This is a genomic window from Achromobacter xylosoxidans (assembly GCF_014490035.1).
Taxonomy (GTDB): domain Bacteria; phylum Pseudomonadota; class Gammaproteobacteria; order Burkholderiales; family Burkholderiaceae_B; genus Achromobacter; species Achromobacter bronchisepticus_A.
The window spans coordinates 1,695,823-1,720,075 of record NZ_CP061008.1 but is presented as its reverse complement, the minus strand read 5'-3'; the positions used below and the strand labels follow the sequence as shown (position 1 = coordinate 1,720,075).

Here is a 24,253-nt window from a genome sequence, read left to right as displayed (position 1 = left end):
TCATTCTTGCTCCGGGGAACTGCATATGGGTTTAAACCGCCCGAAACCAACGACTTCCATTCCAGCGGCCGGCCGCCTGCGCCTGCACGCCCTGGTCAGCATGGCCACGCGTGGCCTGCGGGGTTGCGCCGCCATCGTCCCGCTAGCCGTGTGCGCCCCAATGGCGCATGCGCAGGCCGCGGAGGAAGCACGGTACTACGACATTCCCGCCGGTCCGTTGACCGCCGCGCTCAACCGCTACGGTCGTGAGTCCGGCCTGATGCTGTCTTTCTCGACCGAGCAGACCAACGGCCTCCAGAGCAAGGGAATCCAAGGCCGCTACACGGCGCAGGATGGCTTGCAAGCATTGCTGGCGGGTACCGGCTTCGAGGCCGCCGTGCGGCCCAGCGGCGGCTATGTATTGCGGCCTGGCAGCACTCAGCAGCTCGCTCCCGTCGAGGTGGTCGGCGCGCACGAGACCGCCACCGGCCCTCTCTACGGCTATGCCGCCACGCGCAGCGCCACCGGCACCAAGACGGACACCGCCCTGATTGAAACGCCGCAGTCGATCAGCATCGTCGGCGCCGAGGAAATCGAAATGCTCAAGCCGCAGAACCTGCAGGACGCGCTGGGCTATGTCGCCGGGGTCAACCGCTCGGAAGGACTGGACCGGACCTCGGACACCTTGATCGTCCGGGGTTTTCAGCTCGATGGCAACGGCAACCAGTACCGCGACGGCACCAAGTACACAGTCAATATCTTCAACGGCCAGCAGGAACCCTATGGCCTGGAACGCATCGAAGTCCTCAAAGGCGCATCCTCTGTGCTCTATGGCGCCGCCGCGCCCGGCGGCATCATCAACACCATCAGCAAGCGGCCCCCGGCCGCGGCCCTGCGCGAGCTGAACGTCGAAACCGGCAGCTTCGACCGCAAGCAGGTATCAGGCGATTTCGGCGGGCCGCTGGACGAGGAAGGCGTCTGGTCATACCGGCTTACCTTTCTCGGCCGCGATGCGGACACCTTCATCGACCACATTCCTGACCGGCGCGCCTACTTGGCGCCCGCGATGACCTGGCGGCCCAGCGCAGCCACTTCCCTGACCTTGCTCGCCGATTATCAGAAAGACAGGACAGGCTATGTCTACGGCCTGCCCGAAAGCGGCACGATCCTGCCCAACCCCAACGGCAGAATTCCCCGCGAACGCTTTACCGGCGAACCCGGTTACGACAAGTTCGACCTGGAGCGCTACTCGGTCGGCTATTTGTTCGAACATGCCTTCAACGACCAGGTGAAGCTGCGCAACAGCCTGCGCTACATGCATGCCAGCAACGAATACCGCTCGGTCTGGATCAGCGGACTGCAGGATGACGGCCGCACGACCGCCTATCGCGGCGCGGCGCCGCGTTGGGACCGCTCTTCAGGCGTCGTCTCGGACACCTCGCTGCAATACCAGTTGCGCACGGGTCCGGTGGAACACACCTTTCTTGCCGGTCTGGACTATTCCGTCGCCCACCACGAATCCGAACGCTACCAGCGCGAACTCGGCAACATCGATATCTACAACCCCGTCTATGGCAGTCCGATAGGCGGCATCGAGACGCAAAACCCCTACTCCTGGAAAAGCGATACCAAGCGGCTGGGCCTATACCTCCAGGATCAGATGAAGATTGCCGACCGCTGGGTCGTGCTGCTGGGCGGACGGCAGGATTGGGTACGGTTCGACTCGGGTAACTTCTTCACCGGCGAAAAGACCGCGGACAATGAAAAGAACAAGGCCTTTACCGGCCGGGCGGGCCTGGTCTACCTCGCCCCCAACGGCCTCGCCCCCTTCCTGAGCTACAGCGAGTCCTTCGAACCGACCGAGGGCAATGACCGCAGCGGCGGCCGCTTCAAGCCCACCACCGGCCAGCAATACGAAGCCGGCCTGCGCTATCAACCGCCGGGCTCCCACACCATGGTGTCGGCGGCCGTTTACCAGATAACCCGCAAGAATGTGCTGGTCGCCGATCCCTCCGATCCGTCGATGACGTACTCGATACAGGCTGGCGAGGTGCGCTCGCGCGGCTTCGAACTGGAAGTCCGTTCGGCTCTCACCCGCGACATCAACCTCATCGCCGCCTACGCCTATACCGACGCCCGCACCACGCAAGCCAGCCCCTTGCAACCCGAACAGGAAGGCATGCGCACTCCCGGCGTGCCGTACAACCAGCTCTCGCTCTGGGCCGACTACAGTTTCGGCAGTCTCGGGCTGCCCGGTCTGAAGGCGGGCGCCGGCATGCGCTATGTGGGCAGCACGCGCAGCCAGACCAACGCCGAAGTGCCGGCCTTCACGCTGTTCGACGCCATGATCAGCTACAGCACCGGCCCGTGGCGCTTTGCGCTCAATGGCACCAACCTGGCGGACAAGACCTATATCGGGAATTGCACCTATGGATGCTTCTACGGCGAGCCCAGGCGGGTGATCGGGACGGTGAGCTATCGCTGGTAGGCAGGCTCAGAACTTCACCGAGCAGCGGATGCCCGACGGAATCACATTGCCCTCGTTGGGCACGCGCAGCAGCACGGTAAAAGTGCCGCTGGCGGCGTCCATCACCCGGTCGATGCGCCAGACCTTCGCTTCCAGCGGCTTGTCGGTGATCGCCTGATTGACGCTGACCTGCGCCTGCGCATCGGCCTTGATCTGGCCATACAGGCCTTCCGGCACCACCACCCTCACCAGCAAGGGATTGATCTGCGCCAGCTTGACGATCTTGTTGTCATTGACGCGGTCGCCCGGACCTGCATAGCGCTCGGCGACGACGCCGTCGAAGGGGCTCTTGATGCTGCGTTCGGCCAGAATCGCCTGCTGCAGCGCCACCTGTAACTGTGCCTGGCGGCTGCGCGAGGTCATTTCGTCGTAATCCCCCGCAGGCAGCAGCTGGCGCTTGAACAGATCGGTGTTGCGGTCGACGACGCGGCTCAGGTAGGCCGCCTCGGCGCGGCGCAGCCCCAGCGTGGCCTCGTCGACGCTGGTGTTCAGTTCGGCCACCACCTGGCCTTTCTTGACCACGTCGCCGCGCTGCACCAGCACGCTGCTCAGCACGCCGGCCGACGCGCTGCCCAATTCGGACACCTGGAAGGGTTCCATCAGGCAGGCCATGGGCGCATGCAGATTGCCGGCCTGCGCGGACAGCGCGGGCTCGGCCAGCACCGGCAGGCGGGCATCGGGCGGCAGCCCCTGCGCGCCTGCGGCAGTGGCGAACAGGCAGGCCAACAGGGCCGGGCGGACAAAGCGATGGCGGGTCGTCATGGGATCGGGTCTTTGCATGTCAGTCGCCCTGCCCCGAGAAGGACAGGGAATTCTCAAGTTCTTCATCCGCGGCCACCATCTGGCGGCGCTCGCGGGCCAGTTTTCGTTCGGTGCGGGCCTGGGCGAAACGCAGCCAGCGCGCCGCCAACCCGTTGCGGTCCTGCCCGCGCCGTGCGCGCAGCAGCCGCGAAAGGGCGGCCCAGACGCCGCTGGCGACACTGTCCAGCACTGAGTCTTCCAGCGACAGGATGGCTTCGACATGGCCAGGATCGCCCTGGCGGCCGCTGCGTCCTTCCAATTGGCGGTCGATGCGGGCGGATTCATGCCGCTCGGTCAGGATGACGTGCAGGCCGCCGGCCTCGCGCGCGGCCTCCGACAAGGGGATATCCGTACCCCGGCCAGCCATGTTGGTGGCGATCATGATGCTGCCCAATTCACCAGCGCGCGCGATCATATCGGCCTCGTCGGCGTCCTGCTTGGCATTGAGCACCACGGCGGGCAGGCCGGCCTGGGCCAGCACCTGGGCCACCTGCTCGGACGCGGCGACCGAACGCGTGCCAATCAGGATGGGCACCCCTTGCCGATGCAGGGCGCGCGTGCGGTCGCGCACGGCGGCCCACTTTTCTTCCAGAGTGGGGTACACGGCATCCGGCGCATGTCGCCGCCGCGACTTGCGATGGGTGGGAATGCGGACCACCGGCAGGTCGTAGACGCGGCCCAGCTCGGCGCGGATTTCCGCGGCCGTGCCCGTCATGCCGGACAGCAGCAGATAGTGCTTGAAGAAGCGCTGGTAGCTGATGCTCTTGAGGGTGGCGCGCGGTTCGCTCAGTTCCAGCCCCTCTTTGTGTTCCAGCATCTGGTGCAGGCCCTGGCCCCAGGACCGGTCCGGCATCACGCGTCCGGTGAACTCATCGACCACCATGATCTTGCCGTCGCGGATGATGTATTGCTCGTCCAGCCTGTACAGATGCAGCACGGTCAAGGCACTGAGCATCAGCTCTTCGCGCCGGAACGGGATACTCCATGGCGCCGGCAGCGCGGCGCACAATCCGCGCAGATGCTCGCGCCCCAGTTCGGTCAGAATCGCGCGGCGTTCGCCGCGGTGCAGGCGGTAGTGTTCGGGCGTCAAGCTTGCGGCCAGTTCCATGGCCTGGCGCGTCACGTCGGCGGTGTCGTCCTCCTGCACGCCGGAAATGATGAGCGGCGTGCGCGCCTCGTCGACCAGCACGCTGTCGGCCTCGTCCACGATCGCATAGCACAGGCCGCGCAGGTACAGCTGGGATAGCCTGCCCTGCTCCCCCCGCAGCCGTTCCAGGCGCAAGGCGTCTTCGTCCTTGTCGCTGTCCAGCACGATCAGGTCGCGCAGGTAGTCGAACACCAGGGTCTTGTTGGAGCAGTACACCACGTCCGCCTGATAGGCCTTGCGCCGCGCGGGTATGTCCATTTCCATGCTGACCCAGGCCACCGACAGGCCCAGCGCTTCGTAGATGGGCCCCATGATCTGCGCATCGCGCTCGACCAGGTAATCATTGGTGGTGATGACATGCACCGGCAGGCCGGCCATGGCGACCGTGGCGGCCGGCAAGGTCGCCGTCAGCGTCTTGCCTTCGCCCGTGTTCATCTCCGCCACCATGCCTTGCAGCATGGCCCAGCCGCCCAGCAGCTGGACGTCGAAATGCGCCTTGCCCAACGCCAGCCGGCCCGCCTGGCGGATCAGCGCAAAGGCGCGCGCCGCGCTTTCCTGGTTGATGCCGTTGGCGCGCAGGTCGAACGCGATCTCGTCGGCCCGCCGGCGCACGCCCGCCAGGTCGATGTCGCCCAGCGCCTGCGTTTCGCGCCGCACCCGCGCCAGGATGCGGCGGGTGCGCCACAGGGGCTGGCGGCGCTTGCGGCTCAGCCAGCGCAGCGCAGCCGTGCCCCATGCCTCCAGCTTGTTGGCATGGCGCTCGCTCTCCTTTTCAGGATAGAGCGGGTCGGGGTGGAGAGCGTCGAAGGCGCGCATATCAGAGGCGGAACTGGCGCAGCACCATCTGCCGCACCGCGTCGTAGGCCTGCAACGCCAGCGGCCTGGGCTCGTGCGAGAACTTCACGTAGACCCGGGCGCCAAGATAGGCGCGCGGCGCATCCTGGGGCAGCGCCAGGTCCATCACGAACAGGTTCTCCGCGGATTTGGCGCGGCCTTCCTGCGACTTGCGCGGATCCACGCCTATGCTGCCCCCGCCCTGCAGGCTGAGCGCCAGGCTGGGCAGTTCATCGGTAGCGGCCGGCACCTCGCGCGAGATCACCGCCTTGAACTCCTCGCCGCTGTCCTGCACCAGCCGCACGCGCACGTTCCTGAGCGAGCGGTGGATGCGCTCCAGGCTGGATTGCGGCACCACCACGCGCACGGTTTCGGCGTCGGTCAACACATAGCCCAACAGTTCGCCGCGCTGCACGTAGCGGCCCGTCATGTCCTCCGGCTGCGCCGGCACGTAGCGTCCGGCGTGCGGGCTGCGCACCTGCTGCGCCTGGACCTGTTCCTGGATCGCCCGCCGCTCGGTCTGCAGGCTGGTCCATTGATGACGCATGATGGCCGCCTGCACCTGGTTCTGCGCATAGGCCTGCACGTAGCGCGCCTGGTACTCGTCGACCTGGGCGGCCAGCATGGCATCGCGGCGCAGCAGCTCGTCGTTTTCCAGCGTCAGCAGCGGCGCGCCCTGCCCCACCGGCGCATCGTCGGCCGCCTGCCGCGCACGCACGAAGCCGGCCACCGGCGCCCTGACCTGGGCGGAAGGCGGCACCCAGACCACGCCCTCCGTATCGGTGGACGAGGGCAGCGGCAGCGCGCCCGCCAGGCCAACCGCGCCCAGCACGCACAGCCCGCAGATCAGATAGGAGCGCAAGCGGTGCGCCTGGATCTGCGGGTCGGCATAGAACTGCCGGCCCAGGCGCCACAGCGGCATGACGATGGTGTTGAACAGCGCCCACATGGCCAGCAGCACGCCGAAGAAGAAAAACTGCCCCGCCATGATGAAGATGGCCAGGAACATGATGAACATGCGGTAGCAGAAGGACAGCACGGCGTAGCTCGCGAACCAGGCGCGTTCGCCCGGCGTAGCGCGCGGCGCTTCCACGCCGCGCAGGCCCAGCGCATAGCGCTTGAACAGATAGCCCAGATAGCCGTTGGCCCGCTGGCCCAGGTTGGGTATCTCGATGGCGTCCGACAAGACGTAGTAGCCGTCATAGCGCAGCAGCGGATTGCCGTTCATGAACAGCGTGGAAACGCCGCACAGGACGATGACGGTATAGGCCAGCGAACGCCCCAGCCCGGGATCCAGCTGGGTCCAGACGATCATCGCCACGGCTGCCAGGAACAACTCGACCAGGATGCCCGCCCCGCCCGCCAGCATGCGCCAGCGCTTGTCGGCAAAGGCCGAGGCCGCCGAGGCATCCACGTAGGGAATGGGCACCAGCAGCAGGAACATCAGGCCGATCTCGTGCACCTCGCCGCCGCGCGCCTTCACGGCGCAGGCGTGGCCGAGTTCGTGGATGGCCTTCACCACCGGATAGACCAGCGCCATCGCCAGCACATTGCCCGTGGAGAACACCTGGTCCCAGATATTGTGGGTCAAGGCCTGCCAATGCATGGCGCCCAGCGCCGCGCCCGCGCCCACCACGCCCAGCCAGAGCAAGGCGCCCAGCCAGGTGAACAGCCAGCGGTAATACGGCAGCGCCCGCGTCAGCCAGCGGTCCGGATCCAGCAGCGGCATCTTCAGCGCGCTGGGATTGCCGATGTACTGCTTGATCTTCTGCATGCGCTGGCGCTTGCGGCGCTCGACCAGGTCGCGCACGTCCGGCGCGCGGTCGGTGGTCAGCACATCGGCCCGGTGCAGCTGGGCCATCAGGCGGATGACCTCGTCCTGCGGCATGGCGTCGCCCTCCAGCTGGCCGCAGGCGATCTCCCAGATCTCCTGCACCGTGCGGCGCCCGTCCATCAGGCTGATCATCAGATTGGCCTCGGGCGTATAGCGGTGGAACTCGCCATTGCTCTGGTCCTGCATCACATACCAGACCTGCCCCCGGTAGACGTGGCGATGGATATGGATGTGCGAGCGCAGCCGCGGGCGCAGCGCGCTGACCCGGTGCCAGGAATTGCTATAGAGCGCGGTACCAGACATCTTCTGCTCTTCAGCCGAACCAGGCCCACCATTTCAGGTGGAGCCAATCGAAAAACCCGTGCGTCCAGATCCAGGCGTAGCGGCGCTCGTCGATATCGATGCGGCCCACGCCTTCCATGCCTGGCCGCAGCGCGGGCGCCGCCTTCTCATCCAGGCTGGCCTCCAGCCGGAACACCGTCTTGCCCTCCTGCACCTGGGCCAGCGGCACGATGCGCGTGACCGTGAAAGGAATCTGGCGGTCGGGCATGGCGGCAAGAGCCACCCGCCCCGTCTGGCCAACTGCCACGTCATCGATCAGCCGGTCTTCCACGTCGAGCCACAGCCGGTAGCCGTCCGGCGGCGACAGCTTGAACAGCTCCTGCCCGCGCTTGACGGCTTCGCCCAACTGTTGGCTCAGGTCGCCGCTGACTATCGTGCCGTCGAACGGTGCGCGCAGCGTCGAACGCTGGATCTGTTCACGATGGAACTGCATCTGCGCCATGGCCTGGCGCGCCTGCGCCTGCGCAATCGCGGCCGCCGCGCTATCGCCGCGCGCCGAGGCTTCTTCGGCCTGGCGGCGGTACTGCACCTCCAGATTGCCCGCGCGCAGCAGCTCCAGCTCGGTTTCGCGCGTGTCCAGGGCGGCCAGGGCGTCGCCCTGCTTCACCTCGTCGCCAGCGCGGCGCGTCGCATCGCTGATGTAGCCGTCGAACGGGGCCGCCAGCACGCGCTGCACCACGCCCTGCACGGTGGCGGTCGCGCTGATGCGGTACGGCCCGTGCGCAAACACGCCCAGCGCTACAACGGTCACCAGCGCCAGCGCGGCCAATTTCCGCCCGATGTAGCGCGGTCCCAGCAGACGGCCCGCTTCGCGCAGCGCGCCATCGCGCCACTTGCGCCAGAAGGGGCGCTCCTGCCGCAGGCGCTGGTACAGCACGCGGCCGGCCAGCAGCACCACGCTCTGGCATAGCTCGACGCTTTGCCGGTCGAAGGGCTGCTTGTCAGGCCGTTCGAACACCAGGGCGCCGCGCGCCTCGTCCTCGGGCGCGAACGGCACGGTCAGCACATTGCCGTTGCCAAACTCGCGCGCCAGCTTCTGATGCGCGCGCAGCTGGATGGTGCGCGCTTCGTCTTGCGGCAAGCACAGCGTGGTGTTCTGGTCGATGGCCTCGTCCATGGCCTCGGCCACGGCGCGCATCAGATTCATGTTCTGCACCAGCCGGCTGCTGTGCGACAGCGCATACACCTTGGAGCGGCCGTCCTGCCGAAAGCCGATGCTGACGCGGTCGCACTCCAGGCGGGTCGCCAGGTCCGTGACCAGCGTCAGCGCCACATCCTTGAACTGCCCTTCCTTGAGCGCTCGCGCCACGCTGTTGATCACCACCATCAGCCGCTCGACCGTCTGCGCGCTGTCGGCTTCCTGCCGCTGCAACAGCCCGAGCTCCAGCACGCCCGCGCCCCAGCGCAACGCCTGCACCAGCGGCTCAGGCGCCTGCATGGCGGTCTCGAATGCGGCCACGCCATGGATGCGTCCATCGAGCACGATGGGATAGGCAACCACCAGTCCGAGCGCGTCGGCCGACACCGCGACCTCCCGTCCCTGCAGCGATTCGTCGACTGCGCCATAGAACGCCGCGCCGGCCCGGCTGCCCGGCGGGTACTGGGACGCCGCCTCGAAGGGGCCGGCATCCGGTTCACCCAGGATCAGCGCCGCATGACGCACACCCGTCAACTGGCCGGCCTGCAAGGCCAGCCAGGCGTCCAGGAAGGACTGGCGGTCGCTGGCGGCCGACAGCGCCGACCACCAGGCCAGGTCCGCGCGCTTCACCTGCGCGGGCACGACTGCATCATTCATCCTCGCTTCCAGTCTCCGTCAGCTCGGGTTCCCGGCGGCGCACGCTCAGTCCGCGCTTGCGGGCTGCCTTGGGTTCCCACGTGTTGGTCTTCGAATTGAACACGACCGTACCCTTGGAGGCCGCGCCCAACGCCCCGCTCAAGCCCAGCAAGCCCACGCCTGCGGCCAGCGCCGCCCGCTCGGCCGCTGATGAACCGGACAGCGGCGCTTGCGCATCCGCCCTGGCGTCCGGCTGCCCGGTTTGCGCCGCGCCCTCGGCTGCCGGCGCCGCGTCCGGCGGCACGGCATCCTCGACCGGCGCCGACGTCGGCGACGCAGCCTGGGCGCCGCCGGCATAGCCTTGGCCCCCGTCCTGCACCGTCTGATCCGTGCGCATCGACACCTGGTGCGGCGCGGCCGACGAAGCATAATCGGAAAGCCCGCCGTCGTGGCGCTCGATTACGATGTCGGGCCGAGCCACGCCCAGGCTGACGCGGGCGGCCAAAGCCTGCCCCTGCGCATCCGTCTGGCCATCCGCCGCTCCCCAGCCGGCCAGCGCACCGAACGCGGGCCGCGGCCAATCGCCAAAGTTGCCGTTCCAGGAGAACAGGTTCTCCATGGCGCGCGTGATCAGGTCGGGTGTATTGCCGCCCTGGCCGAAGCGGGTCAGGTTGATGACGCGGCCGCTCGCCGGGTCGATGTAGATCGCCGCGAAGTCGCCCACCATCACATCCTTGGAGAAGTCGCCGCGGAACTTGTCGGCGCCCAGGCCGCCCAGCATGTAGTTGCTGCCGGTCCCCGCCAGCAGGATGTCGTCGCCGCCGAAAGCGATATCGGTGGTTTCGATCAGGCTGACGCGGTCGTTGACGAAGGCCACGCGGCCGTTGTCGCCCAGCATGACGTTGTTGCCCGCGCCGCTTTCCAGCTGGTCCGCGCCCATCCCGCCCAGCATCACGCCCTCGCCATTGTTGTAGAGGCTGTCCCGGCCGCCCGTCGACGGGTACGAGGTTTCGAACATGGCGATGCGCCCGGCGGCGGTGTACAGCGCCCGCGCGCCGTCACCGGCGATCAGATTGAAGCCGCCTGCGCCCGTCGCGCGGATGACGTCCTCGCCCATGCCGCCGAACAAGGCATTGCGGCCCGCGCCCACGGTGATGGTATTCAGCCCGCCCGCCGGCAGGTTGATCGTCTCCAGCATCCGCAGTCCGGCGCCCGCCAGATAGCGCGCACCGGCGCCCGGCGCCGCCGTATCGATGAAGTCGCCGCGGTCGCGCAGGTAGTTCACCGGGTCCACGGTCACGATGCGGCCAAAGTTGGCGAACACGATGTTGTTGCCGTCGCCTGCCATGATCGTGTTGCCGCCTGCCGCCAGCCTGTCCGCCGACCCGCCCACGGCCAGGCCTGCGGCCTGCTGCGGCGTCAGCACCAAGGTCAGCGCCGCCAGCGATTGCAGATCCGCCCGCGCCGCGGCGCCCATGTCCATCGGCGCGCCCAGGTCTATGTTCATGCCGGCATTGCCGAACACGATGTTGTTGCCCTGGCCCGCGTCGATGACATTGCTGCCGCCGCCGCCCGCGATCAGGTCGTTGCCCAGGCCGCCCAGGATGCGGTCATTGCCCGCGCCGCCGTACAGGATGACACCCTGCGTGGTCGTGCGCGCATCCAGCACGTTGTTGCCGGCCGCGCCGAAATGCAGCGCCTGGCCCGCCTGGCGCTGGCCTGGCAGCGCGGTGTAATAGGCGTCGTCCTGGCTGGTCGAGCCGAACAGCAGCACCGGACGGTCGGCGCCGCCCACCGTGCCGCCCTCGGCCACCAGCAGATTGTTGCCGCCGCCGCCCTGCACCAGCGTCACCGTGCCGACCGTGGCGTGACGCACCGTGTAGGTGTCGTCGCCCTGGCCCAGCATGGTGTTGACCGACTGCACGCCATGGAAAATGACGCCGCGGTCGTACACGTGAGTGCCGGCCTGGCCGGACAGCGACACCGTGCCGCCCGCGCCGCCCAGTCCCGGCGTCATGCCCAGCCCGGTGATGCGGCCGAAATCGGCCGCCTGCGCGTTGCCGTACAGACGGCCCAGTCCGCTCAGGTTGTCCACCTGGTCCTGCATGCCGGTCTTGCCCGCCGTGGCGCCGTCGTCGAAGATCCGAATGCGGTCATTGACGGGCGCCGTCGAGACCGCCCCCTGATCGCGCGCGCCCAGGACGCCATCCGACTCGCTCGGCAGGCCCACACCCGCGTGCAACGCACTGTCGTAGCCCGGGCGGTCCAAGGTTGCGCCTTCAATCAGCAAGCTGCCCTGGATGCCCGATACGTCGTGCGGCTGATCGCCATAGTTGGCGTAGCTGACGCCCGTGGCCGGATCCACCGTAATGACGGGCTGATCGGTGGCCCGCGGGCTGCGGACCTTGCCCGGCTCGTTGGCCGCGCCGGCATAGGCCGGATCCGCCACGCGCACCAGGATGGGCGGCAGCGCCACATCCTGCAACCCCGGCAGGGTGGTGAAGAGCGAGGCCGACAGATGCAGGTCCAGGCCGGCCAAGCTCACTGGCGGCAGGCCGACGCCGGCTCCGCCCTCGACCTTGATCAACACTTGCTGCGCCACGCCCCAGGCGTGCGCGCCTGTGCCATTGGCGTCGAAGGCCAGCACCACGCTCTGATGCCAGGTCTGGCCGCCGTCGGTCGACAGCAGCACGCCGCGCCCTTGCAGACCTTGCATGGCCGCAGCCAGCGCATCCGCAGAAGACAGGCCCGCGCCCTGCGACACCGACCCGTACAGCGCGGATGCCACCATGGCGCTGCTCAGGGAAACGTAGGCCTGGCCGGATGCCGGACGCGGCAGCACGCTGGCGTCCAGGCTCACCGACAACGACAGGGTATTGCCGCCATCGGCGTCCAGTTCGCCCGGCTGCGCCGTGATGCTGACCGGCTGCGCGCCATCGAACACGTCGCGCGAACCGTCGCGACCCGTGACGATGGTATTGCCCGCCACATCTCCCGACAGATCGAAGGTATCGCTGCCGCTGCCGCCGATCAGGGTCGTGATGACGTTGCTGCGAGTCGACAACACGTAGATGTGGTCATTGCCTTCGCGCGCATCCAGATTGACGCGCTGGATGTTCTGGTAGCTGGTGTTCAGCCCCGCGCCGCGTATGCCTTCCTGCGTCAGCGCAAACGCGTCGGCGTCCTCGGAACCCAGCATGGTGTAGGTATTCAGGCCCGCACCGCCGTCGATGGCAACCGGCCCGTTCACGACATAGCCGCGCCCGCCGTCCGCCTGCGCCTGCGCTTGCTTGAAGGCATAGACCATGAACTCGTCGTCGCGCTTGCCGCCATGCAGGGCCAGCGGCGCGGCGTTGCTGTAGACGCGGAACACGTTGCTGCTGTTCTCGGCGCCGTACAGCGTCATGCCGTAGCTGTTGCCGCGCGACAGATAGCCCTGCGTCGTCAGCACCGTGCCGATCTGGTCGCCGGCAGCCACTTGCGGCAGTTGGCGGTCCAGCGCGTACAGCTGCCCTACCTGGTACTCGTTGTGCTTGGCCGGATCGCTGCCCAGGCCGCCGTCGATGACCACGTGGGTGCCGGTGTCGTCGATATAGAAGCGGTTGCCGCCATCCACCGCATTCAGGCGCAGTCCGCCCGTCATGCTGCGGTCGTAGTTCACGCGCTGGACCGAATCGGCATAGCCCGCGCCTTGCGGCGTGATCTTGGCGACATGGTTGGCGCGGACCAGGAAGCTCTCGTCCTGCGTCGTGCCGTTGATAGTCAGCTTGTTGACGTCGGCCAGATTTTCGCGGCCGTGGTCGTCGGAATCGTGAACGTTGACGATGATGGAGGTCAGCGCCGCGTTCAGGTTCACGACGATGTGATCGGCGCCGCGGCCCCCATCCACGTCCACCCGGTCCGTCGCGCCTGGCGAGCCTTGCTGGCTGGTCAAGGAAGGCAGTTGATCCAGCACGATGAGATCGTTGCCGTCGTTGCCGCGCAGCGAAATCCCGCCCGCCAGCGCGCGCGCCGACAGGTAGATGTAGTCGTCGCCCTCTCCGCCCTGCACGGTGGCGCCCCGCGCCAGCAGGATGCGGGACATCCAGATCTTGTCGTCGCCCGCGCCGGCATCCACGGCCAGATGGCCGAGGAAATCCGACTCCGATAGGGTAATCAGGTCGGCACCGGAACCGGTCGTGATGATGGTATTGCCGCCCACGGTCGCGCGGTCCAGCACAACGATGTTGCCGCCCTCGCCTGCGTCCACCGTCAGTGCGCCGGCCAAGCCGCTGGCCAGCACGGTGATCTGATCAAAACCAGAACCGGTCGTGATGACGGTATCGCCGCCCACGGTCGCGCGGTCCAGTACAACGACGTTGCCGCCATCGCCTGCCTCCACCGTCAGTGCGCCGGCTAAACCGCTGGCGAGGACGGTGATCTGGTCGACGCCGGAACCGGTCGTGATGACGGTATTGCCGCCCACGGTCGCGCGCTCCAGCAAAACGATGTTGCCGCCATCGCCTGCGTCCACCGTCAGTGCGCCGGTCAAGCCGCTGGCCAGCACGGTGATCTGGTCGACGCCGGAACCGGTCGTGATGACGGTATCGCCGCCCACGGTCGCGCGGTCCAGCAGAACGATGTTGCCGCCATCGCCTGCGTCCACCGTCAGTGCGCCGGCCAGACCGCTGGCCAGCACGGTGATCTGGTCGACGCTGGAACCGGTCGTAATGACGGTGTTACCGCCCACGGTCGCGCGGTCCAGCACAACGACGTTGCCGCCATCGCCTGCGTCCACCGTCAGTGCGCCGGCCAAGCCGCTGGCCAGCACGGTGATCTGATCAAAACCAGAACCGGTCGTGATGACGGTATCGCCGCCCACGGCTGCCGCTTCCAGCAGCACCGTGTTGTCGCCTTCGTCTGCCAGCACGGTCAACGCGCCCGCGATCCGCGTATTCAACACAGACACCGCATCGTCGCCCAACCCAGTCTGCACCAGGGCGTTGCCGCGCAGATCGGATGCATCGAACACCACCGCGTCGTCGCCGTCCAGGGTACGCACGACGGTGTCCTGCTGGTCGATCAACTGCGCCCGCAGCGTTACGCGGTCCCGGCCAGAACCGCCGGTGACGTCCAGCAAAAGGCCTTGGACCAAGGCCCCATTGCCATCCACCCCGCCGCCGATCTCGGCGCTGGCGCCGAACGTGATGGCGTTGTCGCCCGTTGCACTGCCGTAGACATACACCTGCGGCGCCAGCAGGCGGCCATTGATGTCCGCCACCGCGGCTTTGCCGTAGCCCGCCTGGCCACGGTCATCGCGGTCCACGCGCAGATTCATACGCTGGCCCGCCTGGATCAGCGCGCCCGGCATGAGGCCGCTGCGGCCCGCCACCGACAGGTTGTTGCCCGCCAGCAGACTGAGCGCGCCCATGACGCTGATCACGGAGTCCGCCGCCAGGACGATGTCGCCCGAGGCCGCCGTCTGTCCGGCTTCGTGGCGCGCCACCAGCCATGCGTTGTTCGCCTCGATGCGGCCGATGTTCATGGACAACGCCTGCGACACGCCTTGCGCGTCAGTGGCAGCACCCGCCTGCACCAACGCCACGTCGCCGCCCGCCAGGGCGTTGATCGTCGCCTGCGGCCCGACTGCCGCCACGATCAGGGCATCGTTGACCTGCACGCCGGCGACGTCGGACTGCGCATAGCCGCCAACCGAGCCGCCCGCCGTGAAGTACAGGCTGCCGCCCGTCACGACCGCGTCCGTCCGGCCGCTGGAAACTCCCGGATGCGCCGTCTTGTCGTTGACGATGCTGGCCTGGCTGGCCAGATGCACCTCATCGCGCGAGCGCGACTCCACACGAGACAGCGTCAAGTCATGGACGCCCAACTGACTGAGCGATATCGAGCCTTGAGCCGAGGCCACCAGATGGCCGGACAGGTCCGTCAACAGCGGCGAGCCCAGCCCGCCTATCGTGCCGGACAGGGTTTCCAGCCACACGTTGCGCGCCGTGATGGCGGCCTGGCCGGACGGCGTGCCGTTCAGGATCGAATCCAGCGCATAGATGCGCGCATCCCCGCGGACCCCGTTGGCATCGACCACGTCGATGCCGCCCAGGCGCAGGCTGTGCATGCCGTACAGATTGACGCCTTGCGCCGCCGAGGCGCGCACCACCGCCTGCTCGTCGCCCTGCGAGATGCTGATCAGCAGCGGCGTGCCCTGCTGCGACAGGTCCGCGCCCAACTGGCCCACGGACTGGCCGGCGATCAAGACCACCTCCCGCGTGTAACCCAAGGCGGCGAGGTCCGCCGCGCCCAGATCCGACAGCACCACGTTCGCATACTGCCGCTGCCCTTGGGCCGTGGCGTTCAGGATCGATTGCCCCGCCTGCAGCGTCACGCTGCCGGCCGACACCACCTGGCCGACCAGCAGATTGGCGTCCGCCTGGTAGGACGAACCTCCTGCCGCCGTGCCCTTGGTGTGCGCCAGGACCAGGTTCAGGTCCTGCGCGCCCACCTGCGACACCCGCGCCACGCCGCCCGCTTCCACGTACAGGGAATGGCCCGCGGCGAGATTCAGCTGCAGGTGCTTGGCGCCATCGTATTGATAGATGCCGTTGGCGTCGCGCGTGCTGCCCACGACGTCCTTGTCCGCCACCAGGCTGACCTGGCCGGCGCTCTCCAGCGTGCCGGCGTCGGTGCCGATGATGGAGCCGCCCTGCGCGCTGACCGTGATGGTGATGCCTTCCTTGGCATGGATGTCGCCCAGGCGGATGCTGCCCTGCGGCGAGTCCAGGCCCACCGTGGTGTCGCTGTATGCGGACACCACGCCGTTGACAGCCTGCACCGCGAGCGAGCGCGTCAATTTCAGCGTCAGATAGCGCGGGTCGCGCATATCGCCCACCAGCATGCCGGTGCTCAGCGCCTGCGGGCTGGCGCCATCCTGCGCCATGTACGGCACGCTGATCTGGCTCCAGACCGGATCCAGGAAGCCGCTGCCGATATCCACCACCTGCACGCCGCTGGCGCGCGCGGCATCGATATTGGCCTGCAGCTGGCTGCGCTGGCCCGCCGTTGCGCCTTCCAGCATCTTGCTGTTGTAGATGAAGACGTCGCGGCTGTTCTGGTACAGGTCGAAACGCTCGGCAAACAGGAACTGCACGGCGCTGTTGGCCGCCAGCGTCCTGCCCAGCATCAACGAGGCATCGTTGGAGAACAGCGGTTCAAAGCGCTGCCACAGCGACGTATCGGAGAAATCGACGCTGGCGCGGTCCAGCGGCATGGTGCCGGCCGGGCCGATGTAGCGGTAAAGCGTGTGGTATACGCCCGCCAGGTTGACCGCGTTGGCGCGCGACAGGATGGCCTTGTCGGCCTCCGGCAGCGAGTCGAACACGTTGGCTCGGTCGGCTTCCGACAGTCCGCCCAGGTTGGGCAACTGCAAGGTGTAGTCGCCGAGTTCGGCGCCGATCGAGCCCTGGCCGGAAGTTCGCAGCACGATGTCCGCGCCCGCCTTCACGTTCAGGAAGCGGTCGGCGGGCGGCGCGCCCTCGCCGCTGACCTCCAGGTCGAAGACCTGTTCGTTGATGGCCGCCGACACCGGATACAGCAGGTTGTTCTCGATATTGCGCAGCGTCGCCGTCGAGAAGTAGAAGAAATGGCCCGCATCATAGGTCTGGCCGTACAGGGCGATCTCCTGCGCGGTCTGCGGCGGCGCGTCGGCGCGCACCGAGTAGACGCGCGTATACGCCTCCACCCCTGCCCCATTCAGGCTGGACGCGTCGAACGTCAGCGTGATGGCCTGGCCCAGGTTCGGGTACAGGGCCAGCAAGCCGTCATTCTGCCCTGCGCCGGTCTGGTAGAGCATGGCGTCGGCCAGCGATGCCGCCAACCGGATCGTGCCGTCCGCGCCGACGATGGCGTAGTAGGCCGTATCGGCCCGCACGTCGCCCACGGAGTGCCGGAAGTAGATCTCGTCGCCGGTGCGCAAGGCGCGCAATTGCCCGCTGCCGTCGTCGACGATGTTCATGTCGGCCAGCTTGAAACTGCCATCGGCCACGGCCGTCAATCCGGACACCGCGGTTCCGGCAACGGATTCCAGCCTATCGCGCCAGTAGTTGTGATACTCGGCCGTCTGCGCCAATTCCTTGTCGACCACGTAGTCGTAGACGACCTGGTTGCGCGTCGACTTGACCAGGTCCTTGGCAGCGGCGATGTCCAGCGCGGCCGGCAGGTAGTTGGGGTCGAAGCCCTGGTTGCGCAACTGTTCATGCAACGCTTGCAGCTGGGCGCTCAAGCCTTCGGTGGAGCCCGCCGCCTGCGTCTGGAACAGGTGCGTGGAGACGGTGAACATGCCGCGCACGTCCGCCGCCGCGAAGCCGCGCAGCAGTTCGCCGGTGATGCCGGCATCCGTGAACAGCGCCTTGGCCAGCGCCTGTCCCTCCGCCGTCTGGTTCAGCGCCTGGATCTGCTGGTACAGCACCGCCTGTTCCTTGGAGGCGAACAGCTGGATCGTATTGTTGGCGCCGACCAGCACGTAGTAGGCCACGTTGGTCTGCAGGCTGGACACCTTGCCCGTCTGCAGGCGCACGTCGTTCAGGTACACGCGGTCGAAGTCCTGCAAGGCGCGATAGCCCGTCACCTGGCCGCTGGCGTCAGTGACCGGCACGATGTTCATGTCGGTCAGCGTAATGACGTTGTCGGCCTGTACCGAAGCGCCGCTGGCGGCTGCGTCCAGCAGCCTGACGGTGACCGCTCCAGGAGAATTGCCCGCGAGCGCAAGGATTTTGCCGACGGTGACGGGGTCGCCGCCATTGAAGGCGCCGTCCACGCTGTCGGACAGGGTCACCACGCGGCCGTTCACGCTTTGCACGTAATAGATGACCGTCTGCGTCGAATTCGCGAAGCTCAGCTCGATGCGCTGGCCCTGCACCAGGCGGTCGGTGCCCGGCAATGTCAGCGTGGCCACGCCGAACTGCGTCAGGGACTGTTGCGCGAAGCCCGAGTCGACCAGGCGGATGCCGGCGTTGACGGTCTTGCCCTGCAAGGTCGGCGTATAGGCGCCGGTGGCAACCGGGTCGTGGACGTTGGTGTTCTTGTAGACGTCCAGGTCCATCAATTGCGACTTCTGCGCGTAGACCTTGCCGCTGAAGGTGATGCGGCCGGTCAGCCAGTCGCTGTCGGAGCTGGCGGCCGTCAGCGGATTGCCGTTGGCATCGACGATGGTCAGGATGTGCAGCGTGCCGTTGTCGTAGACGCCCAGCTCATGGCCCTGCAAGGCGCCGTTCTGGTTCGTCATGTACAGCTCCAGGCCCGCCAGCGAGATCGATTGCCCGCTCTGCAACAGCGCCTTGATGCTGTTGGCCAGCTGCGTGCGCGCGCTGTCGCTCAAGCCCGCGCCGGTCAGATCCCAGCTGAAGCTGTTGCCCATGTCCACGTACTCGGCGTAGCCCGCGCCGACGCCCGACTTCTCCGTGTAGGTGTGGAAGGGCAACAGGTTGCTGCCGTACCAGCCCCAGTAGGACGTGGGGATATCCGACGTCAGCACGCCCTGCTTGAGCGCCGACGCGCCGAAGCCGCGCTGCACCGTGTAGGCCACGGCCAGCGTAGCCGCGCCCGAACTCGCGCCCTTGCCCAGGCCGGTCAAGCCGTATGCCAGTTCCGTCGGCAAGCGGGTCGAGACCACCGTACCCGCGCCGTTGCGGATGTAATAGTTCTTCGTCTCCACCGCCGCGCCCGAGAAAGTCACGGACACGTGGTTCTGCGAGTTGTACAGGCTGGTGGCGGGCGAGCCGTCCGCCTGGACCAGGCTCAGGGACTCGATGCGGCGCGTGTAGCTCACGCCGTCTATCGTGAAGGTGATCTCGCTGCCGATCAGCCCGTTGCCGGCATTGTTCATCCACTGGTTGTAGGCTGCCACCGAGGAGACGCCGCCTGGCATGCTCCAGCCCAGCTGCGTGCCGGAAAGCAGCAGCTGATTGGAGACAACGGAGCGTTCGATGACGGACCATGCGCTATTCGGCGCGGTGGAGGTCAGGTTCGCGTACAGCGAGCCCGCGCCCGTGGCGATCTGGTCGTTCGGGTTCGCCAGGTTGTGCTGCAGGATCGCGTTGACGATGGCCGAGCTGATGTCCTGATCGCCCGCTTGCGGCGTGCCCACGGCGCCCGCGGCCGGCACAGCGGGCCGCACCGTGTCGGTGGTTCCGGTGTAACTGGCGGCCCCGGCCGTATCGGCGCCATTGCTCAGCACGATGTTCAGTTCGCGATGGCCATTGGGATCGGCGGTGGTCAGATCGCCCACATACGGCGACTTGAGCCGGATGAGGACGGTATCGAAGCTGTTCGACCCCCACCACGATTCCGTGGGCAGGATCTGATCGATCGCCAGCACCTGCCCGCCCACCAGTATGCTGGTGTAGCTGCGCATTCCCGCCAGCACGCGCTGGGCGTAGTCGACGATGGACGGATCCGCCTTGGCGGCGAACTGCGTCATCTGATCGGCGGTGAGCTGCAGGCGCAGCGTATCGGAACCCTGCTGCGTGGTCAGGGCACCCGTGGGCAGCGTGAAGCTGATCGGCAGATTGGCGTTGGACTGCTCCGTTGCGCCCGCAAGCGCATACGACGGTCCGTACAGCACGCCCTGGCTGCCGGCGGTATAGCCCAGCGAGGCCAGCGACACCGGGCCCGCGCCCGGGTTGGACGGATCGTACAGCGTGAAGCTGAACCGATAGACGCCATTCGCGCCGCTACCCGCCACCAGCCCCAGATATCCCAGGATCTCGGTGCGGGCGTTGCCGTTCAGGCTGTTGTTGTACGCCAGGCGCACCAGGCGATGGCCGTCGACCGCCGCCTGCAAGACCGCGGCATACTCATCGGCCGTCATGCCGATAGCCAGGTACTGGCCGCCCTCGGCCTGCGTGCTCAGGTAGGTGCCCGCGCCGCCCAGCGTCACGGTGGCGGTTTGCAGCGAGCGCACTCCCGACCAATAACTGTCGTACTGCGCCAGCTGCGCGCTCAGTTCAGCCAGGATCTTGGCCGTGACCGTGGGGTAGGCCTTTTCCGTCGCGGTGCGCGTGTCCGCCAGTTCGCCGTCCAGCAGCGAACCGCCGTTCAGGCTGATGTGCACGCCACCCAATTCCGCGTACACGGCGGCCTGCGGGTTGCTCCAATTCACCGGCTTGACCAGGGTCAGGTCGGCGTTCAGGACGTTCTGCGCCAGATAGATGCTCTTGTCGGCGCCGGCGGGTCCGCCCGCCAGGCCCGCCTGGGCCGCGAAGCCCTGGCGCGCATGGATGACCAGCGCCTTGGATGCCGTGCCAATGGCGCCGTAGCCGGCGTTCAACTCGATCCGGTTGCCCGAGACCACCGTGTCGTTGCCCGCGGACGCGTGGCTGAAGATGCCGTTGAGCGCTTCGATGTAGACCGTGCCAGCGGACGAGGCGACCTTCTTCAAGGAAGCCCAGGAGCTGGCGCCGCCATCCGAGAAGTAGTTCAGGCGGATGTCGTTGCGCGCCTCGGCCCGGGTGTAGCCGCTGGAACCCATGATGTTCAGGTTGATCGCGCCACCCAGCGCGATGGCGTCGACATTGACCACGGCGGATGCGCCGGACGGCATCTGGCCGTTGGCATCGCGCGCCATGATGCCAACCTCGCCCTGCATCGTGATGGAGGTCGGCGTGGAGGCCGACACGGCCTCGATACGCACGGTCTTGCCATTGCCGACGATCAGGTTGCCAGCCAGCGTCACGTTGCCGTTGCTGCGGATGTAGATGGCGTTATCGCTGTTGCTGGAGCCCATGAAGCTCAGCGTGATCTCCTGCGATGCCGGCACATAGAAGGTGAACAGCTCCTGCTGCTTCTTCTCGACCACTTGCGTGAGCGTGGTGGTCTTGGTGCGCAGCCAGCCGCCCCCGCTGGTGTGCGGGCCGTCGTTGCGCACGATCACGCCGGTATTGAACTTGCGGTAGGCCACGCTGAACGCGGACGTGTCCAGCGCCGTGCCGCCCGACGATTCCAGGCGGTAGTGCTTGCCGTCGGGGCCGACTATGTCGCCGTTGGCGTCCTCGACCAGGCTCTGCGTGCCGCTGCCCTCGATCGTGGACGGCAGCAGCGCTTCGTTCAGCTTGCCGCTGGCCGCCAGCTGCTGCTTGAGCGCATCCGGCACCGAATTGATGCCGTCGTAGGCAAGCACCGTGGATACCAGCACCGGGCGCGGCGTCTCGTAGACCGTCACGGGGCCGGACTTGGTGGTGTCGTTGTCGGTCAGCCAGCCCAGCGGATCCCAATCCCCGAACAGGTTGAAGCGCTTGGTGGTGTAGACCGTGGTGGTGGTCTCTCCCGAGGTCCAGCCCATGACCCACACCATCATCTGGCCGGTCTGCGGCTTGTATGAAAGGGTCAGCGTGCGGCCGTCCTGCAGCGTGCCGGCGGAATTGCTCAATCCGCCAGCATCGCGCTGGCCGGCGGCGTTCTCGTAGACCCAGATCCAGCTCAGCGCCAGCGGATCCGCCGGGTCCGGCGTGACCTGCACGAACTTGTTCCAGACCGTGTGCACGACATTGTTCAGGCCCTGCAGTTCATACAAGTCCTTCTGCCCGCGCGACGTATCGATGATTTCGATGCGGCCGCGGCGATAGGTGCTGACGTCGATATCGTGCGTCACCAGCGCGTAGGTGGTCTGGTTGTCGATATGGACCGAGGCGTAGCCGTTGGCCACGACCAGGTTGCCGTTGCCCACCGACACGATCTGCCCGGTCAGCGAAATGCTGCCGCCCGCCAGCCTGACCGGATCCAGGATGATGGTCTGCGTGGCGTAATCGAAACGGCCCGTGATGGCGCCATAGCGGTTCAGGGAACCGTCCGCGCTGAACGACACGCCGTTGATGGCGTAGCCGTTGCCATCCTGCAAGGCCTTGTCCTGATCGCCGCGGAAAGAGCTGTCGATCTTGATGTAGGCATCCGTGACGCCGCTCTGGATCTTGCCGTCGATGTTCAGCGTCAAGGCCGAAATGCTGATCGCGCCCAGGGCGAAAATGCGCGAATCCCGCGCCGCCGGGTTGTCGTTCAGGTATTTCGAGAAAGGCTCAAGCTTGGTATAGCCCCACTTCAGCAGCACGTTCTGCATCGTGTCGTCGATGCCGGTGCTGGTGCCGCTGTTCTTCAGCGCGTTGATGACGTTCTGCCACTTGTCGTTCAGGAAGGTGGGATCGGCGCCCGAGTTGTACCAGCCCTCGCTCTGCAGGCTGAAGTTGCCCTTGGCCACGATGTCCAGGCTGAGCGCCTGGATGGTTCCCGACACATTGATGCTGCCCAGCGCGTTGATCACCGACACCTTGCCCAGCGGGTTGACCACCGCGCCCATCAGGCTCAGGTCGACCGGCGCGTTCGCAATCATCTTCGCCACGCTGTTGGTCGGATCGTCTGGGTCGTTCAAGGCGCCGCCGAACGGGTCCGCGGCCCAGCCGTTCTTGATCTGGCTGATGCTGACCTCGGCCGTGTCGGCGCCCGACGCGCCCTTCACGGACACGTCGTTGACGTACAGGTGTCCGGTCTTGAAGACCTTGAGCTGGCCGTCGGATCCCGGGCGGATGATGGTGCCGTCCAGCACCACCGCGTCCCGGACGTTCATCAGCATCGGCGAATCGTTGACGATATTGATCTGGGTGTTGGCGCGGGCATCGATGCCCGACCGGTACACGCCGCCGGTATCGGTCGCGTTCACATAGACCGAGCCGCCGGACGCGTACATGTCCGGCATGTCGATGAAGAAGGTACTGAAGGAATCCAGGTAGCGGATCTGGCCATTCTGCAGCTTCACGCCCATCTGGATGCTTTGCAGCTGCTGCTGCAAGGCGGCGATATTGGCCTGATAGCGCGCCACGGCCTGCGGATTCGACGCATGCTCGGCCTGCATCCGCGTCAACGTGCGGATCTGCTCGCTGATGACGTTCTGCTGGCTGGCATAGCGCAGCGTAGGCTGGGCAATGTCCACCGTCTTCAGTACGAAGTACAGCTTGCCGACGTTACCGGCGGCAAAGCTCCCGAAGTTCGACTTCATGGCATCGCCGACCTGGGCGGCCGTCGGATTGCTCAAGTACATCCAATAGCTGCTGTTGGCGTAGTCCTCCGCCGCCAGGTCCAGGTCGCGGCTGTTGGGACTGTTGTAGCGGTAGTAGCTGCCGTTGTGCTCAATGATCATCCCGGCCGTGACGTTGACCTTGATGTCGCTGGCGCTGAACGCGGTCAGTTCATAGCGCACGTCGATGTTGACCGTGCCTGGCGCTCCGTCCAGGCTGGTCTTGCCCGCGCCCAGCAGCTTCTCCAGGATCGCCCTGACCGCGGGCGAATTCGAGTCGAACCGCAGCGGCGCCCCCGCAGCGGGCAGCGTGGCGCTGGTGTAGCCCAGTTCCTCCAGCAGTTCGGCCGGGATGACGAACAGGTTGGCCGCATTGTTCACGCCCGCGATGATGCGCGTGGCGGCGCCCGTGGCCACCTTGCTCGACGTGGTATCCACCACGCCCTCGGCCAGCTTGACCGTGGGATTCAGGTTCAGGCCGATCACCTGCACCGAACCGTTCACGCGCGCCTGGTCCAGCTTCGACGGATTGGTCTCCAGCCGCACGTTGCGCTGCGCCTTGAGCACCGAACCGTTGGCCGCCACACCGTCGATCAGCACGGTGTTGATCTGGCGCGCCTTGGCGCCGCTGTCCACCGCCGGCACCTGGGCGATGCCCACCAGGGTGAACGACACGTTGTCGTTGGCCAGCAGATAACCGGTCGACAAAGGATCGGTCGCCTTGCCGTTGCCCGCCAGCGCCAGGATGTTGTCGCCTTCGATCGAGGCGTTGTCGATCTGGATGGCGTTGCGCACCGTCAGATTGTTGTTGCTGTCCGACTTGCTGAAGCTGGACACGGAAACCACCAGCAGATCGCTGATCGTGGTCGTCACGCCGCGCGTGTTGGCGGCCATGACCACGTCGCCGAAGGCATTGCGCAGGAACGCGCCGTTCACCTTGACCTGGGCCAGCGCGCCGTCGGTGCTGA

Annotated in this window: 6 protein-coding genes (1 of these 6 cut by a window edge); 1 reads left to right on the top strand and 5 read right to left on the bottom strand. The window is 66.9% G+C overall.

Translation table 11 applies throughout. The annotated features are described in order from the left end of the window. Positions 1-25: 25 nt before the first annotated feature. On the top strand, positions 26-2,467 hold the full coding sequence (locus IAG39_RS07865; protein WP_118933706.1) for a TonB-dependent siderophore receptor: 2,442 nt from the start codon (positions 26-28) through the stop codon (positions 2,465-2,467). Between the two features lie 6 nt (positions 2,468-2,473). On the opposite strand, the gene IAG39_RS07860 is transcribed toward IAG39_RS07865, so the two are convergent. The 5 genes in view from IAG39_RS07860 to IAG39_RS07840 are tightly spaced (at most 10 nt apart) and all read right to left on the bottom strand, a layout consistent with a single transcriptional unit that may run on beyond the window. Further along, positions 2,474-3,286, bottom strand: a complete 813-nt coding sequence (locus IAG39_RS07860) for an efflux RND transporter periplasmic adaptor subunit (protein WP_118933705.1) — start codon at positions 3,284-3,286, stop codon at positions 2,474-2,476. 1 nt (position 3,287) lies between these two features. Next, positions 3,288-5,270: a preprotein translocase subunit SecA gene (locus IAG39_RS07855; RefSeq protein ID WP_059379579.1), complete on the bottom strand. Its 1,983-nt coding sequence runs from the start codon at positions 5,268-5,270 to the stop codon at positions 3,288-3,290. 1 nt (position 5,271) lies between these two features. Next, on the bottom strand, positions 5,272-7,425 hold the full coding sequence (locus tag IAG39_RS07850; protein ID WP_059379580.1) for an efflux RND transporter periplasmic adaptor subunit: 2,154 nt from the start codon (positions 7,423-7,425) through the stop codon (positions 5,272-5,274). 10 nt (positions 7,426-7,435) lie between these two features. Beyond that, a complete protein-coding gene (locus tag IAG39_RS07845) occupies positions 7,436-9,259 on the bottom strand; it encodes an HlyD family secretion protein (RefSeq protein WP_118933704.1) in 1,824 nt (607 codons plus the stop codon). Beyond that, a protein-coding gene (locus IAG39_RS07840; protein ID WP_187774087.1) for a DUF4347 domain-containing protein crosses the window boundary here: on the bottom strand, positions 9,252-24,253 show its final stretch. The gene runs 16,897 nt beyond the window's last position; the window shows 15,002 of its 31,899 coding nt (coding positions 16,898-31,899); its start codon lies off the right edge, out of view; its stop codon occupies positions 9,252-9,254. The genes IAG39_RS07845 and IAG39_RS07840 overlap by 8 nt, the downstream gene beginning before the upstream one ends.

Coding starts and splice junctions, on each gene's coding strand:
- IAG39_RS07865 (WP_118933706.1), top strand. CDS start 26: ATGGGTTTAAACCGCCCGAAACCAACGACTTCCATTCCAGCGGCCGGC.
- IAG39_RS07860 (WP_118933705.1), bottom strand. CDS start 3,286: ATGCAAAGACCCGATCCCATGACGACCCGCCATCGCTTTGTCCGCCCG.
- IAG39_RS07855 (WP_059379579.1), bottom strand. CDS start 5,270: ATGCGCGCCTTCGACGCTCTCCACCCCGACCCGCTCTATCCTGAAAAG.
- IAG39_RS07850 (WP_059379580.1), bottom strand. CDS start 7,425: ATGTCTGGTACCGCGCTCTATAGCAATTCCTGGCACCGGGTCAGCGCG.
- IAG39_RS07845 (WP_118933704.1), bottom strand. CDS start 9,259: ATGAATGATGCAGTCGTGCCCGCGCAGGTGAAGCGCGCGGACCTGGCC.